Genomic DNA, 15,973 nt, shown 5'->3' with positions numbered 1-15,973 from the left:
GGCGGGTGGTCCGCCCGCACCTGCCGGACGGACGCGAGTTTCCGATCGCCGGACGGGCCTGGTCTTCTGCCCTGCCCCGTCCGGCGATCCACGGCCGCGACCGGGGGCGTTCTACAGCAGGAAGTCGCGCGCGATCGCCTCGGACGCCCGTTCCAGGAGCGGTCCCGCCTGGGCCATGGAGACCGCGGGGTCCGGTTCCAGGTCCGCGAGGGCGTACGCGCGGCTGATGCCCGCGCCGGTCAGGGACTCCGGCGGCAGGGCGAGGCGGCCGCAGACCGCCACGACCTCGATGCCCGCGGCGCGGGCGGCCGCGGCCACGCCCGCCGGGGCCTTGCCGTGGAGGGTCTGCTCGTCGAGCGAGCCCTCGCCGGTGATCACCAGGGTGGCGCGTGCCAGGGCGGGGGCGAAACCGAGGACGTCGAGCATGACCTCGATGCCGGGGCGGAACCGGGCGCCCAGGGCGACCAGCGCCCCGTAGCCGATGCCACCCGCCGCCCCTGCTCCGGGCAGCCGGGCCTGGTCCGGGCCCAGGACGGACGCGTAGTGGGCGAGCGCGGCGTCGAGCGTCGCGATGTCCTTCTCGGTCGCGCCCTTCTGCCGGCCGTAGACCTCGGGCGCGCCCTTCGGTCCCGTCAGCGGGTTGTCCACGTCGCTGGCGAGTATCAGGTCGACGTCGGCCATGCGCGGGTCGAGGCCGGACAGGTCCGCCTCGGCCAGGTCGGCGAGGCCACCACCCCCCGGACCGACCGGCTTGCCGTCCGCGTCCAGGAAACGGGCGCCCAGCGCGGCCAGCATGCCCGCGCCGCCGTCCGTCGTCGCGCTGCCGCCGACGCCGAACACGATCGTCCGGGCGCCCGCGTCGAGCGCCGCGGCCAGCAGCTCGCCGGAGCCGTACGTCGTGGCCGTGAGCGGGGCGAACACCCCTGCGGGGAGGTGCTGGAGGCCCGAGGCCTCGGCCATCTCCACCACAGCGGTGGTGTCGCGCAGCGCGTACGCGGCGGTCACCGGATCCCCGAGCGGCCCGGTCACCCGCGTCTCGTGGCGCTCGAACCCGGCGGCCACCGCCGCCGCCACCGTGCCGTCGCCGCCGTCCGCCACGGGCAGGGTCTCGACCCGCACCCCGGGCACGACGCGCCGCAGCCCGGCCGTCACCCGCTCCGCGACCTGTACGGCCGTGAGCGAGCCCTTGAACTTGTCCGCCGCGACGAGCACGCGTGCGGTCTCCATCACTGCTCCGTCCGCCACCTTGCATCCCTTGCTCTCGAACAGGCAGTCGCGCCGCCCCCGACCCTATCCGCAGCGCATACCCGCTGCCCAGAGCCGTCTCACTCCGGCACCGCCCGCACTACGCTGCCCGCGTGACCACCACTGATTACGCCACCTACATCGCGGGGCTCCCCCGGGTACTGGCCGCCGCGGCGAGCGTGTTCCGGGACGTCCACGGACGAGTGCTGCTCGTCGAGCCGAACTACCGGGACGGCTGGGCGCTGCCTGGCGGGACCGTCGAATCCGACGAGGGCGAGAGCCCGCGTCAGGCCGCGCGGCGCGAGACGGCCGAGGAGATCGGGCTCGACCGGAAGCCGGGACGGCTGCTCGCGGTCGACTGGGCACGCGGCCCGATGCGGCCGCCGATCGCCGCGTATCTGTACGACGGCGGAGTGCTGGACGACGCTGAGCTGAAGGCGATCCGGCTGCAGGAGGAGGAGCTCCTGTCCTGGGAACTGGTCGAGCCCGACGACCTCGACCGCTATCTGCTCGGCGGTCTCGCGCTGCGTCTGAGGGCGGCGCTGAATGTGCTCGATTCCGGCGGCGGCGCGGTGGAGCTGGAGGACGGCCGCCCGGTGACGGCCGACCTGTAAGAGGAGCTCACAAGCCCATATTTCCGTTGTGCTTCCTCATGCCCCTTTGCGCCCCGTTGTCTTGACGTGCCGTCAACTGATAGTCCGGTCACGGCTGCCGGACACCCGAGTTCATGTGTCATTGGTCCGCGGTGCACGCTCGACCGGCATCATCCGAACTCCAAGACAGCGGAGGGATCATGCGTACGCACACGGGGCACCTCGGCGGGTTGCTGGCCACCATCGCCGCAACGCTCGCCTGTACGACCGTCGTCGCCACGGCGTCGATCGCCACAGCGGAGCCGGCATCGGCGCCGGCCGCACACCGCCAGGTGCCGTTGTCGGTCGACGGCGGCGCCTGGCAGTCGGGCCATGTCCAGGGCATGGCCATCGACCGCCGCAAGGGCTTCATGTACTTCTCGATGACCAACCTGCTGGTCAAGACCGACCTCGACGGCAACCCGGTCGGCTCGGTCACCGGATTCACCGGCCACCTCGGCGATCTGGACTTCAACGAGAAGGACGGCAGGGTCTACGGCTCGCTGGAGTACAAGGAGGCGAAGTCCTTCTACATCGCGATCCTGGACGTCGACCGCATCACCGGGATGGACATGGACGCCCAGTCCACGGGTGTCGTCTCGACCGTCTATCTCAAGGAGGTCGTGAAGGACTTCACCGCCGACATGAACGGCGACGGCGTCTTCGACGGCGACACGGCCGATACGCCCGACCACCGCTACGGCTGCAGCGGCATCGACGGCGTCGCGTTCGGCCCGGCGTTCGGCGACCGGCGCGGCAAGTTCGGCGAGCGGAAGCTGACGGTCGCGTACGGCGTGTACGCCAACACGGGCCGCACGGACAACGACCACCAGGTGCTGCTCCAGTACGACGTCACACGGTGGAAGAAGTACGAGCGCCCGCTGACCGAGTCGGCCCCGCACACCAGCGGCCCCGCACACGTGGACGGCAAGTTCTTCGCGTACACCGGGAACACCACGTACGGCGTGCAGAACCTGGAGTACGACGGGTACAGCGGCAACTGGCTGATGGCCGCCTACAAGGGCACCAAGCCGGGCTTCCCCAACTATTCGGTCTTCGCGCTGGACGGTGCGAAGAAGCCGGTGCGCGGGTCCGTCCGCGGGCAGCAGAAGCCGGAGCGCGGCCTGCTGCTCCCGCTGCTGCGCGGGGGTGCGCATGATGCGGCGACGGGTACGTACGGGTGGCCGGCGCCCGGGCAGTACGGCCAGTACGGGCTGATCTCGCTCGACGACGGCCGGTTCTACGTCGCGCAGAGCGGCACGGTCAAGGAGGGCGGTGTCACCAAGCAGACCGCCCGCGCCGTGCTGAACACCTGGACGGGCCGGACCTCGTCCCCGTTCACTCCTGTCGGCCCCGCGGCGCTCGGCCCTGGCAGCCCCGCTGCCTGACATCCGCCTCGCGCGGAAACTCCTCGCGGTTTTGCCGGCCGGCGCTGCGCAGGCTCGGGTCATGACTCTCGTCGCGATCCTCGGTTTCGGCGCTGTTCGTCAGCGTCGGGTTCGCCGCGGCACAGCTCGTCCACGACACCGTGGAAGCGGACGGGATCCGGTTGCCCACCAAACGCGGGGCCTACCGGAGCGATGGGGACATGTCCCGTCTGGAACAGACGATGGGCTCCATCGACGTGAGCGACGCTCGGTTCACTTGACATCGGCCAGCCAGCGCAGCGCGCTGAGGCTCGGCAGGAAGAAGTACTCGCCGCCACGGGTGATGACAAAACGCTCTACGCCGTGCAGGCGGCGCCGGATGGGGTGCTGCGGGATCGTGAAGGCTCCCGTGCCGTCGTTGTCGCCCGTGAGCAGGTCCTTCTCCTGGTCAAGGCCGGTAAAGTTGCCGCCGTTCAACCATTGCGACTTCACGAATTCAAACTGACGGTCCAGGTGTGAGCCGATGAAGACGAAGACGATGCCACGGTCGGCGCCGTCGTCGTCCAGGATGTCGGCCGGCAGCGGCGGGCCGTAGCTGGTGCCCCGTCGAATCATGCGGTGCAGGCGAACGTCGCCGATGATCTCCGAGTCGCGTGGGTTGGCCCGCCTGGCGTGGGCGCCGTGGGGGCAGATCGCGCCGCGCGGATCGGCCTCGTAGCGGAAGTCGTTGTTGCGCTGATCGTCCGCCCCCAGGGCCGGGTTGTCGTGCTCGGGCGCCAGGATCAACGGGGCGCCGCTCGGCCAGCGGCCCACGATCTTGGCGGCGAGCAGCGACTCTTCCTCCGGGCTCCCGGAGTTGTCGTGGAGATACCGGCGGAAGGCCGCGACGCGTGTGTGCAGCTTCCGCCAGGCCACGAAGGTGCCGTTGCGGCCCAGCTCGGCCGGCTGCGGCATCGGCGGCAGGTTTCCGGTCTCGTCGGGATAGCCGAGCACGAATTCGCCTGCCTTGAGCGCGGAACCGTCACCAGGCGGAGTCCCGGCGCCACTGCCTTCGATCGTGGGGTTGCCGATGCCGTCCTTGTAGCCGAAGCTGGTGCGCCCGGTGGACAGCTGGTAGAAGTCCTGCCGGTGGACGACCTGAAGACCGGGAAGCTGCGCGTGGGCCTTGCGTGCGCGTTCGAGGACGACCGCCAATGACTCCTGGTCGGCGGCCAGGAGGGACAGCACGACGTGTACCTGGCCGGTGCCGAAGGGCGGCTCCCAGCGTGCGGGCGCGCTCTCCCCGGTATCACCGATGAACTGGGCGCGTGCCGCCATGCCCTGCCGAAACTCCTCAGGAAAGGTGCTCAGGGCGGCCGGTGGGACCTGGAGCGCTTCGAGCCCCCGATAGGTCAGTCCGACGTTGAGGAGCGCGGGCAGGTCCGGTTGCCACCAGTTGGCAGCGGAGTCGACCAGCTCGGCCAGGCGCCCCATCAACTGACGCCCGGCGCCGGGATCGTCCACACGCAGCAGGATGTAGGTGCCGACGTACGGTGACGGCCGGTTGCGCAGCACGATGCCCTGAATCTCGTCCAGCTGCAGCGGCGGGGCTTCAGTCGCTGTCATGTCGTCCTTCCGGTCAGGTATCGGCGAATTTGTACCAATTGCCACTACTGTCGGCGCTGTCCGACACGGCACATCGCGCGATTGACGAGCGCGTGGGCGCGTGGGGTCGCTCGAAGCGCGAGGTTCAGCCGCGCGAGCCGAAGCGCTCGCTCGGGATCGCCGCCGACGGTCAACCAGAACTCCGCCGCATGATCGGCGTACGCCTCGGGGTGGCGCGCCATCAACTCCTCGTAGCGCGCGGCAGCGTGGGCACGCCAGAACCGAGCCTCCGCCGATGCCTCGAACCTGCCCAGGAGGCGCGCAAGCCGGGTCGCGTAATCGGGATCGTCGCTGATGTGGGCCAGCCGGCGCAGGCGCTCCGTCGCCACGGCCATCCTGCCTTCGGCGGCGTCGGTCTCAGCGAGGTGACCTTGAGCCGACACGTAGGACGGCAATCGGCAAGCGGCCGACTCCAGCCAGATGCGCGCGCGCACCAGGCCACCCTGGGCCAGCCACATCTGCCCGCACTGGAATTCGAGGATCGCCGGCGGAAATGGACTGACCCCGCGGTAGGCACGTCTCGCCGCCAGAAACCACGTCTCGGCCTCGTCCGCCACGCCGCTCTCGGCATGACAGCGGGCCATGGCGCCGAGGGTCCTGAAGTCCTGTCGCCCCGACAGCCCCTGTCGATGCAGCGCAAGCGCCTCGTCGTACCGCCCGACCGCCTGACAGACGGCTGCTCGCTCCTCGTCCAGGCGTCGCCGGTCGAGCCCCAGCGCAGCCGCCGCGTCCAGATCGTCCAGCGCCGCCGCGAACCGGTGGAAAAGGCCCGCCAGTCTGGCGCGCACCACGAGCGAGCGAGGATCGCGCGGCGCCCGGGCGACGAACGTCTCGGCCAGCGATGCCGCGCGCTCAACCTCGTCGATGCGGCCCAGTACGTACCCGCGCAGCGCGGTCATCTCCACCAACTCGCCCCAGCCGTCAGCGGTGAGTCGTCCCCGTGTCGCCTGCGACATCAGACCTTCGATGCGCGCGTCGAGGTTGCCCATGGCGATGACGCCGGCTGTCGTGGGCGGTCCGCCCACAAGGTCGGGCCCCCTCTCACCACCGGCATGAGTGGCCGCCGTGGAACTGCTCATCAGCTTGCGGCAACCGTCGGGATGGCGGCCTCCCGCTCGGGCGGGTCCGGGTTGGGCGGTGCCAGGTACGGGAACTCGCGCGAAGCCGGGACGGTCCCGTCGACGCCGTCGCTCACGCGCGGGCCATGGCCCGCGTTGACGATCAGCGTGTAGAGCGTGTCGATGACATCGTCGTTGAGTGACCGGCCGCCACAGGTCGCATGCTCCCGTCCCTCCAGCAGGGCGCGCTCGATCTCGAAATAGCTGTCTTCGGCGTACGGCTTGGCGACGTCCACGACCAGGAAGTCCGCGAGCAGCAGCTCCGTCAGCGGATGCGTCCCGTCCGGCTGCGTCGTCCAGTCCGCCTTGCCGTCGAGACCGTCGAAGAAGACCAGGTTGGCGTTGAGCCGTGCGCGATAGGCGTCCGCGTAGCTCGGACCCAGCCGGAACGGGTCTTCCTCGTTGTAGAGGTCGCGCAGGTCAACGACTCTATTGGCGGCGTCGACCCCGTTGTCCGACATCAGTATGTTCTTGACCTCGGGGCGGCCGAGGCGTTCCAGTCGCACCGGATACGGGCCGCCCGTAACGGTTTCCGCCGCGACGGCGAATACGCTGCCCGAGGCCGCCCCGAACACCCTGGCGACCTCAAGCTCTGCCACGACGGTCAGGACGTTGTTGCCCTCCAGGAAATTGGTGCCCTTCGGCAGGAAGGCGAGCCGCCGACTCGTCCGCGTCTCCACCTCCTTGACCACGTCCATGAAGAAGGGATCCAGCCGCAACCCGGCGTAGCAGCGCACGCCATGGCTCTCACCGCCCCGCTCGTCATTCACCAGCAACGAAACCGATTCCCCATTCGGCAGCACGCACGTTCCCCGCTGCGTCAACTCCCCGTCGTCATCCGGTCCAACCGGAGCCGAGAAGGTGCAGGTAAGCACAAATTCATCGGTGCCGACATCGAAAAGTGAGCCGGAATCTCCCATGGGTACGGATGCCGGACGGACACGGAAGCGATAGCTGGCAGCGTCGGAGAACAGGGCTCCCGGCCGCGCATAGGGAAAGACATTCATGACGAGTACGAGCCGACCCGCCCGGGAGGGGCTGGGAAAGGCATAAAGGTCGGTCAGGTCTATGGCCGGGTCGGCCAGGGCGCGGGTGCCGGAAAGATGGTCGGACATGATGCTGCGACCTTTGCTCATGGGGCCCGGTCCGACGACCGCGCGCCGTTGCCGGGCTGCCGGGTGCCCAGGCGCCATGGCCACGGCTACAGCACCTGGAACGCGGGACAACTGCTAGCTGGACGCAGCATCCAGCAACGTGTTGAACGCCTGCGTGACCTGCTGCGCCTTGGCGGTGTCCTCGACGGTCATGGTCGGATTGGAGGCGTACCACATGTCGGCCTCCACGATCTTCGTCGTCAACCAGTCGACGATGCTCGGATCGGTCGCCCCGGGCCAGCCCTCGATGACACCTTCGAACATCTCGTCGAACCACGGTGCGGCGTTGGCGAAGATGTCAGCCATGTACGGCTTGAAGGCACCGTCATAGGTGACCGCACCCATGACCTGAGTGTCATTGTTGATGAACGTGACGCGGAAGTCATGGACAGTGCCGACGAGCTTTTCGTACTGAAAGGCGTCGTCCTGGATCTTGGCGGCGTTCTGGCGGAACCTCTCTGCCCCGCCTGGCTTGGCATCGAAGACAACGGTGATTTCCGCTACCTGCCCGACCCGCTTGCCGAGACCGTCGGGCTGCCTGACCACGGTTGGAGTCGCGTCCGCCGAAGTCGCCGACTTCGTGGAGCTCTGTGTCGTCATGACTCCCTCTCCCTTTGATCTTCTATCGGCTGGTCTGCGGGCTCTCCTCCCGTTCTGAGCGCGTTCCGGACTGCCCACATAGCCAGCTTTGTCGTCCTCCGAGGCATCGGCAAGACGATCACGCCCCCCATGGGCCGAAGGTGGATTGTCCACCGGACAGACAGCGCAGCCGACGGCCCATCCTGGCCCCCAACACGGTCGGTCGCCATGCGTCACCATGTGTGTCGATCAGGTCCTGTTGTTGGGTCCTGGTTCCGTCCGACTCATAACGCCCGATCGAGTAGTACTTCACCGACTGGCACAACCGTCGCCCGAGAAACCACCCGATACTCGCTCGCTCCGACCAGGCAGGCGCCCTATTGTCAGCCCATGAACAGCCCTCTCGTAGCCATACTCAGCGGCGCAGGCATCTCCACCGATTCCGGAATCCCCGACTATCGCGGTCCGAACGGGCTGTGGCGACGGGATCCCGAGGCCGAGAAGCTGGTCACGTACGAGTACTACATGAGCGATCCGGAGATCCGCCGACGGTCCTGGCAGATGCGTCGCAAGAACCGCACGCTCCAGGCCGAGCCTAACGCCGCACACCGCGCCGTCGCCGAGCTGGAGAAGTCCGGCATCCCGGTCCGGGTGATCACGCAGAACGTGGACGGCCTGCACCAGCTCGCCGGGATGCCCGCCCGCAAGGTGCTCGAACTGCACGGGACCGCGCGCGAGACGGTCTGCACCCGCTGCCACGCCCGCGCTCCGATGGCCGAGGCCCTGGCCCGCGTCGAGGCGGGCGAGGCCGACCCGCCGTGCACGGTCTGCGGCGGCATCCTGAAGTCGGCGACCGTCATGTTCGGTGAGCGGCTCGATCCGGTGGTGCTGGGTGAGGCGATGTCGATCGCCAAGGCCTGTGAGGTGTTCATCGCGGTCGGTACGACGCTGCAGGTGCAGCCCGCCGCGTCGCTGGCCGGGATCGCGGTGGACAACGGGGCCCGGCTGATCGTGGTGAACGCGGAGCCCACGCCCTACGACGAACTGGCCGAGGAGACCATCCGCGAGCCCATCGGCACGGCGCTTCCCGCGCTGCTGGCGCGGCTGGGCGCCGCCCCGGACCCGAGTCCGGACTCCCGCGGCTGAGTAGGCCCATCCGTCGCATCCTGGCCCCGGGCGGCCGTCTGTTGCTGACGGTCGAGCCCGTGGCGGCACAGCGGCCCGGCCGCAACTCGCCGGGCAGCTCACTGGTGGTCGAGTTCCCGCTGTACGCGGCGTGAGGGGCGGAACGTGTACAGGTCGAGGATCTCGGGCGCGTCCACCAGTCCCGGACCGCCCGCCCGGACCCAGGCGGCGATGTCCTTCACGGCGTCCGGGTCGTTGACCAGCCCGAGCCAGACCGGGCGGCCGCCCGCCCCGCGCCCCTCCGCGGAGGGCTGTACGACGATGACGTTGGCCTGCTCGCAGGCGTCCAGGCACTCCACGGCGCGGACCGTGGCGGTCTCACCGAGCGAGCGGCGCAGTTCGGCGAGCTGGCCGGCGTGGTCGACGTCCGGAATCTTCGCCGTCCCGCAGCAGCAGCCGCGGCAGACACTGACGGTGGGCCGGGGCGTGCCTCGGGCCGGAGCGGCCTTGCGGGTGCGGTTGCTCATACGGGGACGCCTCCGGTGCCGGCGCGGGTGATCACCGTGGGACTGTACCGATACCTGCCACCGGATCGAACACCTGCACTCCCCCGCCATCCGGTGGGGTAGAGTTGAGGGCTGCGAAGGGGAGTAGCCCCGCAAACCGGTCGTCGACACACTGGAGCCCTCGGGTTCCCGGTGGCCGGGCCCGTAGCTCCTTACGGGCGGGCGAGACCTTCGGTCAGGTATGACACGCCCGCGCCCCGTGGGCGCTGACGTCATGCCGGGCCGAGTGGTCCTCCGAAAAGCCAGAGTGGCGCTTCGCGAAGGCCCCGGGGCCCGGCTCTCACAGAAAGCCACCCGGAATGCACCTCGACCCCCTGGCGATTCTCACCGCCTTCGGGCTGATCTTCCTCGCGGAACTCCCGGACAAGACGATGTTCGCGTCGCTCGCCATGGGCACCCGCATGCGACCGCTGTATGTCTGGTTCGGCACGTCGTCCGCGTTCATCGTGCACGTCGCCATCGCCGTCGGGGCGGGCAGCCTGATCGGGCTGCTGCCCGACTGGATCGTCAAGCTCGTCTCGGCGTCCCTCTTCGCGTTCGGGGCGTTCATGCTGCTGCGCAACGGCGGCGGCGATGACGAGGAGGAGGGCGGCGCCAGGACGGTGACCGGCTTCTGGCCGGTCTACTCGACCGCGTTCATGGCGGTCTTCATCAGCGAGTGGGGCGACCTCACCCAGATCACGACGGCCAATCTGGCCGCGAGCAACGGCACCTGGTCCACGGCGATCGGGTCCGCGGCCGCCCTGATGTCCGTCTCGGCGCTGGCGCTGGTGGCGGGGCAGTTCATCGCGAAGCGGGTGCCGCTGAAGACGGTTCAGCGGATCGGCGGGGTCTGCATGCTGGGGCTGGCGATCTGGACCGTTGTGGAGATCTTCATCGGCTGAGAGCCTGACGTCTCCGCCGCTTCGGATCGCACCGTTGTCCCTGCTGCCACCGCATGGCCGCGAAGGACGGGCTTGGTTCTCCGAGCCCGTCCTTCGCGTTTCTCCGCGCGTTGGGCGATGTCAGAAGAGCGCCGGTGTGTCGTCCTGCGTGCCGCTCTCGAAGGCCAGCAGCCGCTGCTTGCGGTCGAGCCCGCCGCCGTAACCGGTGAGGCTGCCCGAGGCGCCGATGACGCGGTGGCACGGGACGATGATGCCCACCGGGTTCTTGCCGTTGGCGAGGCCCACCGCACGCGAGGCGCCCGGTTTGCCGAGGAGCTCGGCCAGTTCGCCGTACGAGCGGGTCTCGCCGTACGGAATCAGCCGGAGTTGCTCCCAGACGCTGCACTGGAACGGGGTGCCGTCGAGGTGCAGCGGAAGGTCGAACTCACGCAGTTCACCGGCGAAATACGCGTCGAGCTGACGGATCGTCTCCGTGAAGGGGCGCGGGTCTGGCTCGCCGAAGGTCTCCTCGGGCGGGCGGTGCCGTTGGCCGGTCATGTAGAGGCCCGCGAGGACGCCGTCGGTGGCGACGAGGGTGAGCGGACCGTACGGGCTGTCGACGACCGTGTGCTGCCGGGTCGCCGCACGGGTTTGCGTAGCGGTCATGACTGATTTCCCAACGTGCTTGGACCGACCGGCAAATGGGGGGTGGGAGAAGGAGCGGGGGTGGGTGCGTGCCCGCCCCCGCGACGCCGCCCCCCATTTGCCGGTCGGTCCTATGCGGGCAGGTGGTTGATGGGGTGATCGTCCACGGTCCAGAGGTACTGAACCGCGTAGGCCCGCCAGGGCCGCCAGGCCGCCGCACGGGCGGTCAGCGCTGCGGGAGTCGACGGGAGGCCGAGCTCCTCGGCCGCGCGCCGGATGCCGAGGTCGGTGGGGAGAAAGGCGTCCGGGTCGCCGAGCGCCCGCATCGCGATCACCTCGACGGTCCAGGGGCCGAAGCCGGGAAGAGCGGTCAGTTCGGACCGGGCCTTCGCCCAGTCCGTGTCGGTGCCGAGCCGCAGCACGCCGTCGGCGAGTGCGCCGACGAGGGTGGTGAGGGTGGTGCGGCGGCTGCGCGGCAGGGCGAGCTGTTCGGGGTCGAGCCCGGCGAGTGCCTCGGGGGCCGGGAAAAGATGAGTGAGGCCGCCCTCGGGGTCGTCGACGGGGAGGCCGTGCGCGGTGACCAGCCGGGCCGCGTGGGTGCGGGCGGCAGCGGTCGAGACCTGCTGTCCGAGCACGGCCCGTACGGCGAATTCCGCACCGTCGACGGTACGCGGCACCCGTCGGCCGGGCGCCTTGTCGACCAGGGGGGCGAGCAGCGGATCGGCGCGCAGCTGGTCGTCGACGGCCACCGGGTCGGCGTCCAGGTCGAGCAGCCAGCGGCAGCGGCTGATCGCGAGGGTGAGGTCGCGCGGATCGGTGAGGAAGAGCCGGCAGGCGATGTGGTCGGGGTGCGGGGTGAGGGCGACGATGCCGTGCCCGTACCGGAGGGTGAGCGTGCGGCGGTAGGAGCCGTCGCGCCACTCCTCGACGCCGGGGACCGCGGTCGAGGCGAGGTGGCCGAAGAGGTTGGTCGGGTTGAGCGGGGCCCGGTACGGCAGCCGCAGCGCCATCACTCCGGGCGTGGGCAACGGGACCGCGGACCGGGCGGCGCGGCTGCGCAGCTCGCCCGGGGCGAGCGCGAAGACCTCACGGACGGTGTCGTTGAAGGTGCGGATCGAGGAGAACCCGGCGGCGAACGCGACCTCGGCCATGGGCAGCCCGGTCGTCTCGATCAGCAGCCGCGCGGTCTGCGCGCGCTGCGCGCGGGCCAGGGCGAGCGGACCGGCGCCCAGCTCGGCGAGCAGCTGGCGTTCGATCTGCCGGGCGGAGTAGCCGAGCCGGGCCGCGAGACCGGGGACACCCTCGCGGTCGACGACACCGTCCCGGATGAGTCGCATCGCACGGGCGACGGAGTCGGCGCGCGCGTTCCACTCCGGGGAGCCGGGGCTGGTGTCGGGCCGGCACCGCTTGCAGGCCCGGAACCCGGCCTGCTGGCAGGCGGCGGCGCTGGGGTAGAAGGTCATGTTCTCGACCTTGGGCGGCACGACGGGGCAGCTGGGGCGGCAGTAGATCCGGGTGGTCAGGACCGCCGTGAAGAACCAGCCGTCGAAGCGGGCGTCCTTGGACTGGACGGCCCGCACGCAGCGCTCGGTATCGGTGTGCATGGTTCAAGCATCGGCCACCGGGCACCCGGGGGCTCGCGAAAATCCGACATCGACCTCGCGCTGTCCTGCGAACACGAGCGCGTAGAACTTGTATCGCGGGCATGAGAGCCCCGGGCCGGACGGTGCTCGCAGCCACGGCGCCGTCGGGCCCGGCGCGCATGGCGCAGCCCCGGTGATCGATCCGATCACCGGGGCTGCGCCATGTCACACCTTCACGCGTGTGGCGGCCGACCGCGCTCCTCCTGCCAGAGACCGCGGCCGACCGCCGCCCACCCCGAACAGCCCGGTCACCAGGAGGACTTGGTGACCCCGGGAAGGAATCCGGCATGGGCCTGCTCACGCATCCGCACGCGTGAGACCCCGAACTTGCGCAGGTGTCCGCGCGGCCGTCCGTCCACGCCGTCCCGGTTTCGCACCCGGGTCGCGCTGGCGTCGCGCGGCTGGCGCCGAAGCTCGTCCACGGCGGCGCGGCGTTCGGCGTCCGTGGATGACGGCCTGCGGATGATCTCCTTCAACTCGGCACGTCGGGCCGCATATCGCTCGACGATCGCCTTGCGCTTCTCGTTCTGCGCGATCTTGCTCTTCTTGGCCATCAGACCTTCACCCCCCTGGCGCGGATGCGGGCGACGGCCGCCTCGATCCCGATGGTGTCGATGGTCTTGATCGCCTTGGCGCTGAGCGTCAGCCGGATGTTCCGGCCCTCGCTCGGCAGCCAGTACCTCTTGCGCTGGATGTTGGGGTCGAAGCGGCGCGAGGTACGCCGATGCGAGTGGGAGATGTTGTTGCCGAATCCTGGTTGGGCGCCGGTCAGTTGGCAGTGGGCGGACATGGTCCTACCTGCTTTCCACGCAAAGCGCTTGTTGGAAATGGAAATCATTGCCATATAGTAGCCCCATGGCACGCAACGAACTACGTCCGGTCGTCAAGCTCCGCTCCACCGCCAGGACCGGCTACACGTACGTCACCCGCAAGAACCGCCGGAACGACCCCGAGCGCATGGTTCTGCGCAAGTACGACCCGGTCGCCCGCAAGCACGTCGACTTCCGCGAAGAGCGCTGACCGCTCCCGCCCGACCCAGAAGGACACCCTCATGAAGCCCGGAATCCACCCCGCGTACGGCCCCGTCGTCTTCCGCGACAAGGCCGCCGGCTCCGCCTTCCTCACCCGTTCCACCGCGACCAGCGACAAGACGGTCGAGTGGGAGGACGGCAACACCTACCCCGTCGTCGATGTCGAGATCTCCTCCGCGAGCCATCCCTTCTACACGGGTACCGCCCGCGTTCTGGACACCGCCGGACGCGTCGAGCGGTTCGAGCGCCGCTACGGCCGTCGCGGGGCGAACTGATGCAGGACCAGGCCCGGTTGCCCGTCGTGATCGTCGGCGGGCTCCACTCCGACGCCCGCAAGGAGGTCGTGGACCGGCTGCTGCGTACCGTCCCCGGCAGCGTCGCCCTCCACCACGATCTGACCACCGCCGCCGAAGGCACCGTGCGGCGTGTCGTGCGGGACGCGTCGGGTGAGCTGTCGCGCGGCGACGCCCCGCTCGTCAACGACTGCGCCTGCTGCGCGCTGCGCGAGGACCTGGTACCCGAGCTGGAGCGGCTGGCCGGTACCGGTCCGGCCAGGTTGGCGATCGTCGAGCTGTGGGACTCCGTCGAGCCCAGGGCGATGGCCGAGGTCGTCGTCGCGCACGGCGGTCACGCGCTCGAACTCACCAACGTGATGACCGCCGTCGACCCAGCGCTCGTGCTGCCCTACCTCGGGAACGGCGACGACCTGGCCGAGGCGGGGCTCGCGGCGGCCACCACGGACCAGCGGACCGTGGGCGACACCTGGGCGCGGCAGCTGGAGTACGCGCCCGTGCTCGCTCTCGTCGACAGCGGAGCCGCCGACGAGGAGGACCGCGCGCTGCTCACCCAGCTCCACCCGACCGCGCGCCAGGTGCCCGCCGGTTCGGGTGAACTCGGCCAACTGGCCTTCGCCGGCTTCGACGTGGAATCGGCCGCGGCGGCCCAGCACCCCGCCTGCGCGCTGCTGCCGCAGGAGGCGGACGAGGCCGGGGTCGCCACGCTCGTCTGGCACCGCCGCCGGCCCTTCCATCCCGAACGGCTCTACCAGGCACTGGAAGACCTGTGCTGCGCGGCCGCGCGCAGCCGTGGCCGGTTCTGGCTCGCCGACCGTCCCGACACCCTGCTGGCCTGGGACGCCGCCGGTGGTGCGCTCTGCGTGGAGAACGCGGGCCCGTGGCTGGCCTCCCTGCCCGACGCCGCCTGGGACCTGGTGGATCCGATGCGCAGGGCGGCAGCCTCGCTCGACTGGCACCCCGAGCACGGCGACTGCTGCCAGCACCTCGTCTTCACCTCCCCCGGCCTCGACCGCGACGGGGTGGCGCGGCTCCTCGACTCCTGCCTGCTCACCGACGTCGAGTACGCCGCGGGGCCCGAGGCGTGGAAACAGCTCCCGGCCCCCTTCGACTCGCTCCTCGACCCGGTTTCCTGACCGCAGCGGTGCACACGGCTCCGCAAACCTCCATCCCAAGGAATTCGCATGGCACGACGCAACGATCCCCACAAGCCCCTGAAGGCCCGTCCCAACCCGCTGGACACGGCCGGGATCACCTACATCGACTACAAGGACACCGAACTGCTACGGAAGTTCATCTCCGACCGCGGCAAGATCCGCAGTCGTCGCGTGACCCGGGTCACCGCACAGCAGCAGCGACAGCTCGCCCGGGCGATCAGGAACGCCCGCGAGATGGCACTGCTGCCCTACGCGCACAGGTAACAGCGCAGGCTGCGTGCGTTCGCCGGACCGGCCCATGCGGTCTCGGACCCATGCGGTTCGGCGGACGCGGCGCGCCCGTCACCCCTGCGCCGCAAGTACCTCTTCGAACGCCGCGTACGCGTGCGCGTCGAACAGTACGAACCGCACCTCCTCGACGGGCGGGGCGGCCTCCTCCAGAACCGTACGGACGGCGATGCGCGCCCCGTCGTCCATCGGCCAGCCGTAGATGCCGGTCGAGATGGCGGGGAAGGCGACGGTACGTGCCCCCAACTCCGCTGCCACCCGCAGCGATTCGCGATAGCAGGAAGCGAGGAGCCGGGACCGGTCCTCGGCGCTGCTCCAGACCGGGCCCACGGTGTGGACCACCCATCGGGCGTCGAGCTTTCCGGCGGTCGTGGCGACGGCCTGGCCGGTGCGCAGGCCCCTTCCGTACTGCAAGGCGCGCAGCTCCCGGCAGGCGGCGAGGATCTCCGGGCCGCCGCGCCGGTGGATCGCTCCGTCGACCCCGCCGCCGCCGAGCAGCGAGGAGTTCGCCGCGTTGACGATGACATCGGCGGACTGCTGGGTGATGTCGCCGCGTACCAGGGTGACGGTGACGGCCTCGGGTGTGCGCATGCGGCCCATGATGCCGTGTCACCGTCGGCCGG

At 70.1% G+C, this 15,973-nt stretch carries 19 protein-coding genes; 8 read left to right on the top strand and 11 right to left on the bottom strand.

Annotated features, from left to right (window positions below; all coding sequences use genetic code 11):
* Positions 1 to 111: 111 nt before the first annotated feature.
* Positions 112 to 1,227: a glycerate kinase gene (locus ACZ7L9_RS18950; protein ID WP_471416288.1), complete on the bottom strand. Its 1,116-nt coding sequence runs from the start codon at positions 1,225 to 1,227 to the stop codon at positions 112 to 114.
* A 131-nt stretch (positions 1,228 to 1,358) separates the two neighbouring features.
* Between ACZ7L9_RS18950 and ACZ7L9_RS18945 the strand changes: the two genes are divergently transcribed.
* The gene (locus ACZ7L9_RS18945) at positions 1,359 to 1,859 is read left to right on the top strand and encodes an NUDIX domain-containing protein (RefSeq protein ID WP_471416287.1); all 501 of its coding nucleotides are present in this window, start codon (positions 1,359 to 1,361) and stop codon (positions 1,857 to 1,859) included.
* A gap of 179 nt (positions 1,860 to 2,038) precedes the next feature.
* Complete coding sequence (locus tag ACZ7L9_RS18940; RefSeq protein ID WP_471416286.1) at positions 2,039 to 3,265, top strand: hypothetical protein; 1,227 nt, start codon at positions 2,039 to 2,041, stop codon at positions 3,263 to 3,265.
* Positions 3,266 to 3,517: 252 nt separating this feature from the next.
* On the opposite strand, the gene ACZ7L9_RS18935 is transcribed toward ACZ7L9_RS18940, so the two are convergent.
* The 4 genes from ACZ7L9_RS18935 to ACZ7L9_RS18920 all read right to left on the bottom strand — a co-directional run bounded on the left by ACZ7L9_RS18935 (position 3,518) and on the right by ACZ7L9_RS18920 (position 7,760).
* Positions 3,518 to 4,849: a Dyp-type peroxidase gene (locus ACZ7L9_RS18935; RefSeq protein ID WP_471416285.1), complete on the bottom strand. Its 1,332-nt coding sequence runs from the start codon at positions 4,847 to 4,849 to the stop codon at positions 3,518 to 3,520.
* 44 nt (positions 4,850 to 4,893) lie between these two features.
* Positions 4,894 to 5,877, bottom strand: a complete 984-nt coding sequence (locus ACZ7L9_RS18930; protein ID WP_471416284.1) for a tetratricopeptide repeat protein — start codon at positions 5,875 to 5,877, stop codon at positions 4,894 to 4,896.
* An 89-nt stretch (positions 5,878 to 5,966) separates the two neighbouring features.
* The gene (locus ACZ7L9_RS18925) at positions 5,967 to 7,121 is read right to left on the bottom strand and encodes a DUF4331 family protein (RefSeq protein WP_471416283.1); all 1,155 of its coding nucleotides are present in this window, start codon (positions 7,119 to 7,121) and stop codon (positions 5,967 to 5,969) included.
* Between the two features lie 114 nt (positions 7,122 to 7,235).
* The gene (locus tag ACZ7L9_RS18920) at positions 7,236 to 7,760 is read right to left on the bottom strand and encodes a hypothetical protein (RefSeq protein WP_471416282.1); all 525 of its coding nucleotides are present in this window, start codon (positions 7,758 to 7,760) and stop codon (positions 7,236 to 7,238) included.
* A gap of 369 nt (positions 7,761 to 8,129) precedes the next feature.
* On the opposite strand from ACZ7L9_RS18920, the gene ACZ7L9_RS18915 reads away from it, so the two are divergent.
* Positions 8,130 to 8,885: an SIR2 family NAD-dependent protein deacylase gene (locus tag ACZ7L9_RS18915; protein ID WP_471416281.1), complete on the top strand. Its 756-nt coding sequence runs from the start codon at positions 8,130 to 8,132 to the stop codon at positions 8,883 to 8,885.
* A 98-nt stretch (positions 8,886 to 8,983) separates the two neighbouring features.
* Here the strand turns inward: ACZ7L9_RS18915 and ACZ7L9_RS18910 are convergent, their stop codons facing one another.
* Positions 8,984 to 9,391 (bottom strand): (2Fe-2S) ferredoxin domain-containing protein, encoded by a 408-nt coding sequence (locus ACZ7L9_RS18910; protein ID WP_471416280.1) that lies wholly within the window; start codon positions 9,389 to 9,391, stop codon positions 8,984 to 8,986.
* Positions 9,392 to 9,729: 338 nt separating this feature from the next.
* On the opposite strand from ACZ7L9_RS18910, the gene ACZ7L9_RS18905 reads away from it, so the two are divergent.
* Positions 9,730 to 10,314 (top strand): TMEM165/GDT1 family protein, encoded by a 585-nt coding sequence (locus tag ACZ7L9_RS18905; protein ID WP_471416279.1) that lies wholly within the window; start codon positions 9,730 to 9,732, stop codon positions 10,312 to 10,314.
* A 120-nt stretch (positions 10,315 to 10,434) separates the two neighbouring features.
* On the opposite strand, the gene ACZ7L9_RS18900 is transcribed toward ACZ7L9_RS18905, so the two are convergent.
* From ACZ7L9_RS18900 to rpmB, 4 genes are all read right to left on the bottom strand, one after another.
* A complete protein-coding gene (locus ACZ7L9_RS18900) occupies positions 10,435 to 10,959 on the bottom strand; it encodes a methylated-DNA--[protein]-cysteine S-methyltransferase (RefSeq protein WP_471416278.1) in 525 nt (174 codons plus the stop codon).
* A 110-nt stretch (positions 10,960 to 11,069) separates the two neighbouring features.
* Positions 11,070 to 12,542 carry an AlkA N-terminal domain-containing protein gene (locus tag ACZ7L9_RS18895; RefSeq protein WP_471416277.1) on the bottom strand — a complete coding sequence of 491 codons (1,473 nt, stop codon included), beginning with the start codon at positions 12,540 to 12,542 and terminating at the stop codon, positions 11,070 to 11,072.
* Positions 12,543 to 12,829: 287 nt separating this feature from the next.
* Entirely contained in the window at positions 12,830 to 13,135 is a 306-nt protein-coding gene (gene rpsN, locus ACZ7L9_RS18890; RefSeq protein ID WP_471416276.1) for a 30S ribosomal protein S14, read from the bottom strand.
* Positions 13,135 to 13,371: a 50S ribosomal protein L28 gene (gene rpmB / locus ACZ7L9_RS18885; protein WP_471416528.1), complete on the bottom strand. Its 237-nt coding sequence runs from the start codon at positions 13,369 to 13,371 to the stop codon at positions 13,135 to 13,137. The genes rpsN and rpmB overlap by 1 nt, the downstream gene beginning before the upstream one ends.
* Before the next feature lie 65 nt (positions 13,372 to 13,436).
* On the opposite strand from rpmB, the gene rpmG reads away from it, so the two are divergent.
* The 4 genes from rpmG to rpsR are packed head-to-tail and all read left to right on the top strand — an operon-like array spanning position 13,437 to position 15,326.
* On the top strand, positions 13,437 to 13,601 hold the full coding sequence (rpmG, locus tag ACZ7L9_RS18880) for a 50S ribosomal protein L33 (RefSeq protein ID WP_471416275.1): 165 nt from the start codon (positions 13,437 to 13,439) through the stop codon (positions 13,599 to 13,601).
* Between the two features lie 31 nt (positions 13,602 to 13,632).
* Entirely contained in the window at positions 13,633 to 13,887 is a 255-nt protein-coding gene (locus tag ACZ7L9_RS18875; RefSeq protein ID WP_404256226.1) for a type B 50S ribosomal protein L31, read from the top strand.
* Positions 13,887 to 15,041, top strand: coding sequence for a CobW family GTP-binding protein (locus ACZ7L9_RS18870; RefSeq protein ID WP_471416274.1), 1,155 nt, complete (start codon positions 13,887 to 13,889; stop codon positions 15,039 to 15,041). The genes ACZ7L9_RS18875 and ACZ7L9_RS18870 overlap by 1 nt, the downstream gene beginning before the upstream one ends.
* 48 nt (positions 15,042 to 15,089) lie before the next feature.
* Positions 15,090 to 15,326, top strand: coding sequence for a 30S ribosomal protein S18 (gene rpsR, locus ACZ7L9_RS18865; protein ID WP_389988322.1), 237 nt, complete (start codon positions 15,090 to 15,092; stop codon positions 15,324 to 15,326).
* 78 nt (positions 15,327 to 15,404) lie between these two features.
* On the opposite strand, the gene ACZ7L9_RS18860 is transcribed toward rpsR, so the two are convergent.
* Positions 15,405 to 15,941 (bottom strand): O-acetyl-ADP-ribose deacetylase, encoded by a 537-nt coding sequence (locus ACZ7L9_RS18860; RefSeq protein ID WP_471416273.1) that lies wholly within the window; start codon positions 15,939 to 15,941, stop codon positions 15,405 to 15,407.
* Between the last annotated feature and the right edge of the window lie 32 nt (positions 15,942 to 15,973).

The organism is Streptomyces sp. NPDC111516 (assembly GCF_055635345.1).
This window is presented reverse-complemented; position numbering and strand designations above follow the sequence as displayed.